Here is a 12,487-nt window from a genome sequence, read left to right on the forward strand (position 1 = left end):
TGAGCGTTTTTCGTTCAAAGAAAGCATTAGCGCTTTAGCGGTACGGTTTCGATTTGGGCATTATTTGTTCATATGCTTTTTTCGTGCTGCCTTGAAGCTGTATTCTTTGGACTTAACCGATCATCCGCTGAATGACCGCCTCTACTTGACGTAGAGGCTTTTTTTGTTTTTTAGATCCGTAGCAGGTTCAAGGATGAGAAGAGGAGAGATGAACATGTACACACCGGAAGTGAAGGAAGTCATTCGGCTCGCGAAGGATTATAACCTGATTCCCGTAGTGCGCAATCTGATTGCGGACACGGAGACCCCGATTCGCGTGTTTCAGCATTTTTACGAGGAGAATCGGGCGTTTTTGCTGGAGAGCGTCGAGGGCGGCGTGAAATGGGCGCGGTACTCCTTCATCGGCACGGACCCTTTCATGATGATCCGGGCCAAGCACGGTGTGACAGAGATCGATGGGCCTGAGGGTGTGAAGACGTCAACGGAGAAGCCGGTGGATGTATTAAAGGCCTATCTCCGAGATTACAAGAGCCCGTCGCTGCCGGATCTGCCGCGCTTCACGGGAGGAGCCGTCGGATTTTTCGGATATGACCTTTTGCAATACTACGAAAAGCTGCCGAAGCATCGCAAAGACGATTTGCAGATGAACGACATCCAGTTCATGTTCTGCGATCAAGTCATCGTCTTCGATCATTTTAAACAGCAGCTTAAAATCATTGCCAATGTCCATGTTCCCCAGCATGGCACAGATCGTGACATTGTTCAGGCATACGAGAAGACCTGCGCCAAAATTGACGCTACCATCGAGCGCTTGAAGCGTCCTCTGCCGGCCATGTCCATGACGCATCGTCCGATACCGGAGGACGTCGAATTGGGCGAGGTGAAGTCCAATTTGACCAAAGAGCAGTTTATTTCGAATGTGAACCAAGCGAAGGAGTACATTCGCGCCGGAGATATTTTTCAAGTGGTGCTTTCCCAGCGGTTCGAGATTGAAACGGACGTATCGCCGCTTCATGTTTACCGCATTCTGCGGACGATGAATCCGTCACCGTATATGTATTGTCTCAAAATGGACGACGAAGTCATCGTCGGCACTTCTCCGGAGCTTCTTGTTCGCGTGGAGGATGAGAAGGTGGAGACACGTCCTATTGCCGGGACCCGTCCCCGCGGCCGGACGCCGGAAGAGGATCTTCTGCTGGAGAAGGAGCTGCTGGCCGATGAGAAGGAGCGGGCGGAGCATTTGATGCTTGTGGATTTGGGGCGCAACGATATCGGCCGCGTATCGGAATTCGGGACAGTCAAATGCGATACGTTCATGCAAATTGAACGCTACTCTCACGTCATGCACATTGTTTCTAATGTTTCCGGCCAACTGGCGGCGGACAAGGATTTCTACGATGCCTTCATTTCCTGCCTGCCGGCGGGCACCGTATCGGGAGCGCCAAAGCTCAGAGCCATGGAGATCATTGCCGAGCTCGAGAACGAAGCGCGCGGCGCTTATGCGGGAGCGATCGGATACCTTGGCTTTTCCGGAAATCTTGACACATGCATTACGATTCGGACGATCATCTTTAAAAACGGAAAAGCTTACGTGCAGGCGGGAGCAGGCATCGTGTGGGACTCCATTCCGGTGAATGAGTATGAGGAAACGGTGAATAAAGCCAAAGGGATGCTGAAGTCGATCCGAATGGCCGAGGCGGCATTCACAGCCAAACCGAGCGAATCTGTGCCGATCAACCACGATTATTATCAATAAGCCAAATGGGGATTACGAATCATGGGGAGGCGAATACATTGGAACAACAGCAATTGACTGTGCAGCAAGCGATTCACAAGATTGTCGGACTGTCGAATTTGACACGGTCGGAGGCGCGTAATGTGATGTCTCACATCATGGAAGGAGGAGCCACGCCGACGCAGATTGGAGCGATGCTTACCGGGCTTCGCATGAAGGGCGAAACGATTGAGGAAATCACAGGATTCGCCGAGACCATGCGTGCCAAGGCCAACCGGGTACAAACCAGGCAGGACAATCTGTTGGATACTTGCGGGACAGGAGGAGACGGCGCCGACACCTTCAACATCTCTACGACAGCGGCGATTGTAGCCGCGGCGGGCGGCATTCGGGTAGCAAAGCACGGAAACCGGGCCATGTCGAGCAAAAGCGGCAGTGCCGACGTGCTTGAAGCGCTCGGGGTCAATATCCAATTAAACGAGAAGCAAGCGGCCCGTTGTCTGGATGAGGTCGGCATTTGCTTCATGTTTGCGCAGCTGTATCATCAATCGATGAAGCACGTGGCTGCATCCAGAAGAGAGCTCGGCTTCCGTACGGTGTTCAATCTGCTTGGACCGCTCACTAATCCAGCGGGCGCGGACCGGCAGGTGCTGGGTGTGTTCGATCGTGGCAAGACGGAAACCATCGCTCATGTCATGCTGGCTTTGGGCGTGAAGCGTTCCTTAGTGGTGGCCAGCTTGGACGGGCTGGATGAGATCAGCATTTCGGATGCGACCCAGATCACGGAACTGAAGGACGGCGACATCCGTACTTTTGAGATTACCCCGGAAGAACTGGGGCTGAAGGTTTACAGCCTTAACGAAGTCGTTGGCGGAGACGCCGCGGTGAATGCGGAGATCGTCCGCAGTATCTTTGCCGGCGCGCAGGGCGCGTGTAGAGATGTTGTGCTGGCCAACGCCGGCGCATGCTTCTATGTGACTGGCTTCAGTGAAACGCTGAAGGAAGGCGTAAAGCTGGCGGCTCAAGTCATCGACTCCGGCAAAGCCAAGGAAAAGCTGGAGCAATTAGTTCAATGTACGGGAGAAGTGAGCCATGTTTCTTGATCGAATTGTCAATACCAAAAAACAGGAAGTTGAGCTGCTGAAAGAAAGCATCACCATAGCGGCAATGGAGAAGCGGATTTCCGAGCTTCCCGATTGTCTCGGCTTTGAGCGCGCGCTGGGCTCCGGCCGCAAGCGCTCCATGGGACTGATTGCGGAGGTAAAGAAAGCCTCCCCGTCCAAAGGCTTGATTCGCGATGACTTCGAGCCTGTCCGTCTGGCCAAGGCGTATGAGCAGGCCGGGACGGACTGTATCTCGGTCTTAACCGACGTTCAATACTTTCAGGGCGCTAACGAATATCTAAGCATGGTGCGTGAAGCGGTACGAGTGCCGTTATTGCGTAAAGATTTTACCATCGATCCACATCAAATCTATGAAGCGCGATGCATTGGCGCCGATGCGATTCTGCTGATCGCCGCTATACTCACGACGAAGCAGATGAAAGAATACCATCAGATCGCCAAAGATATCGGAATGGATGTTCTGATCGAGGTTCATGACCAAGAAGAGCTGGAACGCGTGCTGGAGCTGAATCCGACGATGGTCGGGATCAACAACCGCAACCTCAAAACCTTCGTCACCGATCTGGCAACGACGGAGGAGCTGGTCAAGCATATACCTAAAGGAGTTACTGTCGTCAGCGAGAGCGGTATATCCAAGCCTGAGGAAATCGATTGGCTGCTTTCGGTCGGATCGCGGGCCGTGCTGGTTGGCGAGCATTTTATGCGTCAGCCGGATGTTTCTGCGGCGGTTCACGAATTGATGGGAGCTTATGCAGGCACAGAAGCGGTCAAGGAGTGAGATATCCAATGGTCAGCGTTAAAATTTGCGGATTGCAAACGGAGGAAATGGCAGAGCAGGTTGCCAATCTGCCCGTTGATTATATCGGCTTTGTATTCGCAAGAAGCAAACGTCAGGTCACTCCTGGCCAAGCCGCAGCGATGCTCCGCAGAATACAAAAGGCGGAGCGCCGGCCGCAAACCGCGGGAGTTTTTGTAAACCCGAGCATGGAGGAGCTGGGAGCCGTGCTTAGCGAAGCGGCGCTTGACGTTGTTCAGCTTCATGGCCAGGAAAGTCCGGAGTTTTGCCTGTCCGTGAAAAAAGCATTTCCGGGCGTCAAGGTATTTAAAGTGATTACGATATCGGCGCCCGTCACATCGGAAAATGCAATGGAGTCTGTCCGCAGCAGCTTGGAGCCTTACCGTGGTTTTGTGGACGGAATGCTTCTGGATACATTCGACCCGGTTTATGGAGGAGGTTCAGGCAAGACCTTTGCTTGGGAAACGATTCCTTCTTATCAGCAGTGGTGCCGTGAAGCCGGTATTCCTCTTCTGGTAGCCGGAGGTCTACAGCCTGACAATGTACAGGGGCTGATCGATGATTATGCTCCCGACGGCGTGGATGTGTCCAGCGGCGTGGAAACCGACGGAGTAAAAGATATCGGAAAAATTACGACTTTTGTCGAAAGGGTGAAATCAATTGTTTAACGGACCGGATGAGTATGGCCGATTCGGCAAATTCGGCGGGCGTTATGTGCCGGAAACGCTGATGAACGCATTGATCGAGCTGGAGGAAGCCTTTAAGAAGTATGCCAAAGACGGGAAATTCCAGGAAGAGCTGAATTATTGGCTGCACCGCTATTCCGGACGGCCCACATCGCTTTATTATGCCGGGCGCTTGACCGAGTATTTGGGTGGTGCGAAGATTTACCTGAAGCGGGAGGATTTAAACCATACCGGTGCGCACAAAATCAATAATGCTCTCGGTCAGGGACTTTTGGCCAAGTGGATGGGCAAAACCAAAATTATCGCCGAAACCGGGGCAGGCCAGCACGGCGTCGCGACAGCTACGGTCGCTGCCCTGATGGGATTCGAATGTAAGGTGTTTATGGGTGAAGAAGACATGAAGCGCCAACAGCTGAATGTGTTCCGGATGAACCTGCTCGGAACGGAAGTCGTTCCGGTCACGTCGGGTACGAGAACCTTGAAGGATGCGTGCAATGAGACGCTTCGCTATTGGGTCAGTCATGTTGACGATACGTTCTATATTCTTGGTTCAGCAACGGGGCCGCATCCTTACCCGATGATGGTCCGCGATTTCCAACGCATCATTGGCGACGAATCGCGAAAGCAAATTCTTGAGCAGGAAGGCAGGCTTCCGGATACGGTCATTGCTGCCGTAGGCGGCGGGAGCAACGCGATCGGCATGTTTTATCCATTCGTCAACGATGAGAACGTTCGATTGATCGGTGTTGAGGCCGCAGGCCGCGGTATAGATACCGATAAGCACGCCGCTACGATGACTATGGGAAGCAAAGGAGTGTTTCAAGGCTCCTACAGCTATCTTTTGCAGGATAAGCACGGTCAAGTGCAGGAGGCCCATTCCATCTCCGCCGGACTTGACTATCCGGGGATCGGACCTGAGCATTCGCATCTGAAGGATACCGGCCGCGCCGAATATGTTCCGATTACGGACCAGGAAGCGTTGGATGCGCTGCAGCTGCTCAGCCGCAAGGAAGGCATCATTCCGGCGCTCGAGAGCGCGCATGCAATTGCCGAGACGATCAAGCGGGCTCCGGCTATGGACAAGGATCAAATTATTGTTGTCAGTCTCTCGGGTCGCGGAGATAAAGACGTCGAAGCCATCATGAGCTATTTGGGAGGACATGCCGATGAATCGCATTGACCGGAAATTTGCCGAGCTGCGGGAACAAAAGAAACCGGCCTTTATCCCTTTCCTGACGATCGGGGATCCCGACGTTCGGACCTCGATCGATGTGATCAAGGAGCTTGAAAAAGCGGGAGCGGCTATGGTTGAGTTAGGGGTACCTTATTCGGACCCTCTTGCCGACGGCCCCGTCATTCAGGCGTCTTCCATGCGGGCCTTGAAAGCAAACCGCATCACGATCCTGGATTGCATCGAAGCCGCAAAGCAAGCACGAAGTGAAGGGTGCGAGCTGCCGTTTATTTTATTCACCTATTTCAATCCTGTGCTCCAAACGGGACTTGACCGGACTTTTTCACTTCTTCAAGAAAGCGACATCAGCGGGTTGATCATTCCGGATTTGCCCATGGAGGAGGATGGAGAGGTTCGCGAGTTAGCCGAGAAGCACGGCATTCATTTGATTCCGCTTGTAGCTCCGACCTCCAAGGAGCGGGTGCAAAAAATAGCCTCGCGGGCAAGCGGGTTTGTATACTGCGTATCTTCGCTAGGCGTGACGGGAACACGGACGGTGTTTCACAGCGGTATTGACGAGTTCCTGCAAACCGTAAAGGGATCGACGAATCTTCCGATCGCGATCGGCTTTGGCATATCCACACCCGAGCAATATGCCCGTTTTGCAGAGACCTGCGACGGAATCGTCGTGGGGAGCGCCTTGGTGAGAAAAGTGGAAGAAGCGCTGCCGCTTCTGACACAGGACTCGACAAAATCACAAGGACTCTTGCAAATTCATGAATTTGTGCGAAAATTGATGGGGAACTGATTTCATATTCCTGCTCATTCATCCTAAAACGAGGTGACTACCGAAGTGCAGCCTAAACAAAATATTTTACATCTTCCGGTGTATCAACCGGGAAAACCGATTAGCGAAGTAAAGCGGGAGCTGGGTCTTACCGATGTCATCAAGCTGGCCTCCAATGAGAATCCGTTCGGATGCTCTCCGAAAGCGAAAGAAGCCATTGTTTCCTTACTCGATCAAGTCAGCATTTATCCGGACGGCGGAGCCGTGGAGCTGACGAATGCTGTAGCCGAGCATTTTGGTGTAAAGCCTAATCAAATTATTTTCGGCGCAGGCTCGGACGAAGTGATTCTGATGATCGCGCGCGCTTTCTTAACGCCGAATGACGAAACGATTTCAGCATTCCCTACGTTCCCACAATACAAGCATAACGCAGAAGTCGAAGGGGCTACCTTCATCGAAGTCCCTGTTGATGGAAACGGAAAGCATGATTTGAAGGCTATGCTAGCCAAAGTAAACGAGCGTACCAAGATTGTTTGGATCTGCAATCCGAACAATCCGACGGGTACCATGTTAACCCAACAGGAAATCGTATCCTTTATTGAAGCCGTTCCAAATCATGTCATGGTGGTTCTCGACGAAGCCTATGCCGAGTACACCGTAAACGAAGATTATCCGGACAGCATTTCACTGCTGAACAAATATAAGAACATCGTGGTGCTGCGCACGTTCTCCAAAATTTTCGGATTGGCCTCCCTGCGTATCGGTTTCGGTATCGGACATCCGGATGTGGTACGTTCGATTAATCAGGTACGCGAACCTTTTAATACCACGAGCTTTGCACAGGCGGCCGGGCTTGCGGCATTGAAGGATGAAGAGTTTATCAAGGCGTGCCGTGAGTCGAATGCGGCTGGAATTCAGCAAGTGACGGCCGAATTGGACGAGCTGGGCCTTCCGTATTTTGAAGCTCACGGAAATTTCATCATGATCGATGTGAAGCGTCCGGGGCAAGAGGTATTTCAGGGCTTGCTGAAAAGAGGTATCATTGTGCGCCATGACCCGAGCTGGGGCTACCCAACCAAAATTCGCGTAACGGTAGGCAGCGAGGAGCAAAACCGTAAATTCCTTGAGGCGCTGCAGCAGGTTTTGAGCGAAGTGGCGGTTTCATGATCAAAATTGCCATTTACGGCGTCGGATTGATCGGAGGGTCGCTCGCCCTGTGCTTTAAAGGAAAGCCGGGGATAACGGTCGTCGGTCATTCCGGTAATCCGCGTTCCGTAGAAAAGTACTTGAAACGTGAAGTGGTCGATCATGCCACCACATCGTTCGAGGAAGCCGCTGAAGGCGCGGACTTTATTTTTCTTTGCGTTCCGGTAGGGAATTTGGAAGAGTATTTGAACAAGCTTTCCGCTCTCTCTTTGAAGCCCGGCTGCATCATTACGGATGTCGGCAGTACGAAGGCTTCTGTTGCGGAATATGCGTCGAAGCTGAATCTGCCAGGCGTATCCTTTATCGGAGGCCACCCGATGGCGGGCAAGGAGAAGTCCGGTGTTGAAGCCGCCACCTCTCATTTGTTCGAGAATGCTTTCTACGTCTTGACGCCGGATAAGGATACTCCTGAAGAAGCGTATGACCGCTTGATAGAGCTGCTCCAATGGACACGGGCTCACATCGTCAAGGTGGATGCCAAGCTTCACGATGAAATCGTAGGCGCCATTAGTCATCTGCCGCATATCATTGCCGTTGCTCTCGTGAATCAGGTGGCGCGCTATAATGAGTCCAACGAGCTTTATCAGAATTTGGCCGCGGGCGGGTTCCGCGACATAACGCGAATCGCTTCGAGCGATCCGATCATATGGCGGGATATTCTGATCAATAACAAAACCGTAATGCTGAATCTGCTCAAGGATTGGAATGAAGAAGTCGGCAGATTCATTAACCTGCTGGAGATAGGAAACGGCGAAGGAATCGAACAGGAGTTTCAAAAGGCGAGCCGCTTCCGTGGAGGATTGCCGGAACGCCGCAAGGGAGTTATCCATTCCTTCTACGATATTTATGTTGATGTGCCTGATCATCCCGGCGTGATTGGTCAAATCACCATGCTGCTGGGAAGCCATCGTGTGAATTTGAGCAATATTCAAATTATTGAGAGCAGGGAAGATATTCCCGGCGTTTTGCGATTGTCATTCCGAGAGGAATACGATATGGATAAAGCGCTTGAGCTATTGAAAAAAGATTACACGGTTCACGTGTAATCTTTTTTTTGACCCTGTGAAAGAACTATGCTGCAATTTATACGATCTGAATTTTTGGTACAATCAATATACGAGTAAGAATTTTGAGGGGGCAAGGTGAGTAATGTAGTTTAAAGATGGAGGGGGACTTTGAACCTGTTATATGACGATAGATACCGTGTACACTTAGGTTTTTATGAAAATGATTTTTGATTTAGAAGCTGTGGCTTTTAAAAGATAATTTTATGATTTTCAATCGAAATAAAGGAGCTTGATTATCATCTCGGTGTAAAAGGTTTGAACAATGGTTGTCAGCCCACAATTTAATATGATTTTTTTACTCTAAAGGAAGTAATAATATCAGGAAACGTTTTCAAAAAAACCGTTGACATTTTGTAAACGGATACATATAATAAAAGTACAGTATGGTTTCTCTCCACTCCTATCCGAATAATGGCACAATGTGCTGCCGCCTGATGAATCAGGCGGTTTTTTTTATGCCCAGGTTAGGAATGGGCAGATCTGTTCATGATGAACTCCGCTTCAGCATATCTTATTTTGATGAACGAATCGTTGTATGTATTGTACATCTTTATTGGCGGAGCCTATGAAGTTGTCGATAAAGCAGGAATTTTGACCTTATATCACGAATAGTATAGCAATCAAGGTTCGTGAGTGAATTTTTTTTCAAACAACCGCAACTTTTACACTCCCCATACAGTACATACATGTAGTATCGCTGGGGGCAAGCAGGAATCACAAGGAGGGTCGAACTGCATGACCGATTCCCAGTTGATCAGAGAAATAAAGGATGGCAACGTCCAGCTATATGATGAATTGATGCGCCGCTATGAGAGAAAAATTTTGGCATTTATTTTTCACATGCTGAAAAGCTCGCAGATGGAGTCTTTGGCAGAAGACCTATGCAACGAAACGTTCTACAAGGCCTATAAAAGTCTTCATTCGTTTCGTGAGGTAGAAGCGACCTTCTCCACTTGGTTATATACGATCGCGCGCAATACGGTATTAAGCGAGCTGCGTAAAAATAAAAACGTAAAGGTTTCTTTGGAGCAAAGCGGATATACGCCTCAGACTTCCTTGGACGCACTCCCGGAGCAAGCCGTTCTACGGAATGAGAGAGTCTCTATGGTAAGGGATGCCATTAATAATTTGCCTGAGAAGCAGCGTTCCGCATTAATTTTGCGTGAGTATGACCAGCTTGATTACCAAGAGATAGCGAATATCCTTGGTCAGACGGTCAGTTCGGTCAAATCTTTGTTATTCAGAGCAAGGGCTAGCGTAAAGCTTCAGTTGGAACCATACTTTCTTGAACCTATATTTGAGGAGTATGAGGGGATGAATCAAAGATGAAATGCGTAGACATCCATGAATGGTTCGGCGTTTATTGGGACTTGCCGGAACATGATATAAAACGTCAGGCGGTGGATGAGCACATCAAGCATTGTAAAGCTTGTGAAGAGGAATTCGAGATTTGGCAGGAAAGCACTCAACTGATTCGATCGACTGTGTATGAAGCTCCTGTCGCGTCAGTGAATAAGTCGGTTTCACCTACTGTGATGAAGCGGATATATGATGATGAGTCCTGGCGAATTCCGGCCCCTGACCGGCTTCATCAATTCTCATACAAGTTCCGGCGCAATTTCACAGCGGTGATCTCCCTTTGTATCGCACTGTTTGTCTTCACTTTTGTCTTTTCATTATTCAATGAAGTGAGTATGGACGGTAGCCCTTTTGTTCAAGAGTCCAGCGTATTCGGTCGATTGGGTGATCCGGTTGTCGTGGCGGCAAGCGGGGGGGAGTCGATGAATGTACACTCCATGCCAACGGCTGTAGCCAGTCTGAAAGGATTTAATGAGCCGTTCATGTATCGTGTCGGACCGATTCAGACGGTGAAGGATTATATGTTATTCGTTTCTCTTCTAGGGTTGACCTCCACTTTACTTATTATGAATTGGTTCTCACGAACAAGAAGTTAGCGGATCTGCAAATCCGGCCCCCCGGGGCCGTTTCTTTTTTTTGATTGAGATATAGAAGGGATGTAAAAAACAAGATGATTACACTTGGATTCGTAAGGCACGGAACGACAGAGTGGAACTTGGCAGGCCGTATGCAGGGCCAAAAGGATACGCCTTTGGCCGAAGTCGGGAGGATACAAGCTGGCTTATTAGCCGAAAGGCTTCAAGGAGAGGATTGGGACGGGGTGATCTCCAGCGATTTAATTAGAGCAAGGGAAACGGCCCAAAAAATAGCTGAAGTTACTGGAACACCTCTGATTGGCGTTGATACGAGATTGCGTGAGAGAGCTTTCGGCCAGCTGGAAGGGACTACGCTGGAAGATCGCCTCTCCAAATGGGGGGAGAATTGGCGCGAGCTTGACCTCGGTCTGGAAAGCGATGAGGCGCTTCTGGCACGTTGGCAGTCGTTTCTTCTCGATACGGAGCGGGATCATCGGGGCAAACGCCTTTTGATCGTTAGCCACGGAGGGTATATCGCGCCTGTTCTTGCTTCCTATTTGGGTCGGACGATAGAGGAGCATTTAAAAAATACGTCTTTAACCGTGATCGAGCGGGTGGAAGAAGTCTGGCACTGCCGGCTCCTCAACTGCACTTCACATTTGGCGAAGCTGGAGCAGGAGCAGCATCATAAGGTTTGAACGAAAACTACGGATTCTTATGCAAAGCATCATGCTGCATGGGAATCCGCTTTTTTTTGCAACTTTTGTCAAACTGCGTTTAAAACCTGAACATTTTCCCATAATGGGTAGTAGGAAGTTCTGGAGGGAAAGACGCATGAATCTAGCCGACATGTTAAGCTACGCGGATATCCAGGAGCTGAGCCGTATTGCCGATACGTATCAATGTGAGTGTAACGGCCATTCGAAAAACGAGCTCATCCAGTCGATCTTGTGTGCGGTAGGTCGGCGTGAGGTATTCGATACTCAGGTTGAAGCCTTATCGCTCGAAGACATCCGTTTTCTCAACTCACTCTTATTTGACCAGCGCGGATCGTTTAGTCTGGAGGAGCTGATTGCCCGGGTTCAGCAAAGCCGATTTACCAAGGATGACGAGAACAAAGCCTGGAATCCGCGTGACATGATTACACGCTTCAAGCAAAGGGGATGGTTGTTTAGCGGATATTCCCATCAAACGCGGTACTTGTTTCAAGTGCCTGCCGATTTGAAAAGAAGATTCATTTACGTGCTTGCCAGGCAATTTCAGCAAAAGCTTCAAACGACCGAAGAACCTCCTGTATACCGGGACGAGCAGAGGCTGATAACGGATGATATCTGGAGCTTTCTTCATATACTCCGGAGTCAGGAAGTCATTCTTACTGCTGAGAATGTCATGTACAAACGCAATCTGCAGCAGATACTGGAACGCTTGGCGGTAAGGGAAGACCCTGTTGGCAAGACCGCGTGGAGATTCGGCTATGGGAGGATGTTCCGTGAGTACCCTAACCGATTTTCTTTCATTTACGATTACTGCTATTACAATGATCTGATTACGGAACACAACCAAGTACTGGCTCTTACAAGCAAGGGCGCGGCGAGAGTGGACGAAGGTCAAAAAGACGATCCGGTTCAAGTCTACCGATTCTGGTTAAGGCTGTATAAAGGTCCTATTCCCAACCTTCAATCACTTGTCCATTGGTTAAGTAGATTAGCCAAAGCATGGACTACCTATCACTCGTTGAGCGAAGCGTTGACGCCATTGGTTCGACCTTACTATTACGACACGGCCGATTCGATCCTGGAGCAAAGGATTATTCATATGCTGATGCATCTGGGACTTGTGAGGATCGGCGAAGACGAAAGGTGGGGACGCGTCATTCAGGTTACCAAGCTGGGCAGCCACATCATTGAAGGAACGGTTGTGCCCGATGAAGAAAAGATCATTTTTGAAGTTTGACAAACCTTGAGGGTACTGCTACAATCAC

Annotated in this window: 12 protein-coding genes; all 12 read left to right on the forward strand. The window is 50.0% G+C overall.

Annotated features, from left to right (window positions below):
- Positions 1-214: 214 nt before the first annotated feature.
- The 12 genes from trpE (at position 215) to ACZYR9_RS09040 (ending at position 12,459) form a co-directional block, all read left to right on the forward strand.
- Complete coding sequence (gene trpE, locus ACZYR9_RS08985; RefSeq protein WP_488978135.1) at positions 215-1,756, forward strand: anthranilate synthase component I; 1,542 nt, start codon at positions 215-217, stop codon at positions 1,754-1,756.
- A 5-nt stretch (positions 1,757-1,761) separates the two neighbouring features.
- Positions 1,762-2,838, forward strand: coding sequence for an anthranilate phosphoribosyltransferase (gene trpD, locus ACZYR9_RS08990; RefSeq protein WP_488978136.1), 1,077 nt, complete (start codon positions 1,762-1,764; stop codon positions 2,836-2,838).
- The gene (trpC, locus tag ACZYR9_RS08995) at positions 2,828-3,637 is read left to right on the forward strand and encodes an indole-3-glycerol phosphate synthase TrpC (protein WP_488978137.1); all 810 of its coding nucleotides are present in this window, start codon (positions 2,828-2,830) and stop codon (positions 3,635-3,637) included. Before trpD ends, trpC begins: the two co-directional genes overlap by 11 nt.
- An 8-nt stretch (positions 3,638-3,645) precedes the next feature.
- A complete protein-coding gene (locus ACZYR9_RS09000; protein ID WP_488978138.1) occupies positions 3,646-4,323 on the forward strand; it encodes a phosphoribosylanthranilate isomerase in 678 nt (225 codons plus the stop codon).
- Complete coding sequence (trpB, locus tag ACZYR9_RS09005; protein ID WP_488978139.1) at positions 4,316-5,521, forward strand: tryptophan synthase subunit beta; 1,206 nt, start codon at positions 4,316-4,318, stop codon at positions 5,519-5,521. The genes ACZYR9_RS09000 and trpB overlap by 8 nt, the downstream gene beginning before the upstream one ends.
- The gene (gene trpA, locus ACZYR9_RS09010) at positions 5,508-6,320 is read left to right on the forward strand and encodes a tryptophan synthase subunit alpha (protein ID WP_488978140.1); all 813 of its coding nucleotides are present in this window, start codon (positions 5,508-5,510) and stop codon (positions 6,318-6,320) included. Before trpB ends, trpA begins: the two co-directional genes overlap by 14 nt.
- Positions 6,321-6,365: 45 nt before the next feature.
- Complete coding sequence (gene hisC, locus ACZYR9_RS09015; RefSeq protein ID WP_488978141.1) at positions 6,366-7,466, forward strand: histidinol-phosphate transaminase; 1,101 nt, start codon at positions 6,366-6,368, stop codon at positions 7,464-7,466.
- A complete protein-coding gene (locus tag ACZYR9_RS09020) occupies positions 7,463-8,551 on the forward strand; it encodes a prephenate dehydrogenase (RefSeq protein ID WP_488978142.1) in 1,089 nt (362 codons plus the stop codon). Before hisC ends, ACZYR9_RS09020 begins: the two co-directional genes overlap by 4 nt.
- 756 nt (positions 8,552-9,307) lie before the next feature.
- Positions 9,308-9,901 (forward strand): RNA polymerase sigma factor, encoded by a 594-nt coding sequence (locus ACZYR9_RS09025; RefSeq protein ID WP_488978143.1) that lies wholly within the window; start codon positions 9,308-9,310, stop codon positions 9,899-9,901.
- Positions 9,898-10,527 carry an anti-sigma factor family protein gene (locus ACZYR9_RS09030; RefSeq protein WP_488978144.1) on the forward strand — a complete coding sequence of 210 codons (630 nt, stop codon included), beginning with the start codon at positions 9,898-9,900 and terminating at the stop codon, positions 10,525-10,527. Before ACZYR9_RS09025 ends, ACZYR9_RS09030 begins: the two co-directional genes overlap by 4 nt.
- A gap of 74 nt (positions 10,528-10,601) precedes the next feature.
- Entirely contained in the window at positions 10,602-11,204 is a 603-nt protein-coding gene (locus tag ACZYR9_RS09035; protein ID WP_488978145.1) for a histidine phosphatase family protein, read from the forward strand.
- A 136-nt stretch (positions 11,205-11,340) separates the two neighbouring features.
- Complete coding sequence (locus ACZYR9_RS09040) at positions 11,341-12,459, forward strand: hypothetical protein (protein ID WP_488978146.1); 1,119 nt, start codon at positions 11,341-11,343, stop codon at positions 12,457-12,459.
- Positions 12,460-12,487: the final 28 nt, after the last annotated feature.

It is taken from the genome of Paenibacillus sp. F024 (assembly GCF_057814255.1).

Coding starts and splice junctions, on each gene's coding strand:
- ACZYR9_RS09030 (WP_488978144.1), top strand. CDS start 9,898: ATGAAATGCGTAGACATCCATGAATGGTTCGGCGTTTATTGGGACTTG.
- ACZYR9_RS09035 (WP_488978145.1), top strand. CDS start 10,602: ATGATTACACTTGGATTCGTAAGGCACGGAACGACAGAGTGGAACTTG.
- ACZYR9_RS09020 (WP_488978142.1), top strand. CDS start 7,463: ATGATCAAAATTGCCATTTACGGCGTCGGATTGATCGGAGGGTCGCTC.
- ACZYR9_RS09040 (WP_488978146.1), top strand. CDS start 11,341: ATGAATCTAGCCGACATGTTAAGCTACGCGGATATCCAGGAGCTGAGC.
- ACZYR9_RS09000 (WP_488978138.1), top strand. CDS start 3,646: ATGGTCAGCGTTAAAATTTGCGGATTGCAAACGGAGGAAATGGCAGAG.
- ACZYR9_RS09025 (WP_488978143.1), top strand. CDS start 9,308: ATGACCGATTCCCAGTTGATCAGAGAAATAAAGGATGGCAACGTCCAG.
- trpD (WP_488978136.1), top strand. CDS start 1,762: ATGGGGATTACGAATCATGGGGAGGCGAATACATTGGAACAACAGCAA.
- trpA (WP_488978140.1), top strand. CDS start 5,508: ATGAATCGCATTGACCGGAAATTTGCCGAGCTGCGGGAACAAAAGAAA.
- trpE (WP_488978135.1), top strand. CDS start 215: ATGTACACACCGGAAGTGAAGGAAGTCATTCGGCTCGCGAAGGATTAT.
- trpC (WP_488978137.1), top strand. CDS start 2,828: ATGTTTCTTGATCGAATTGTCAATACCAAAAAACAGGAAGTTGAGCTG.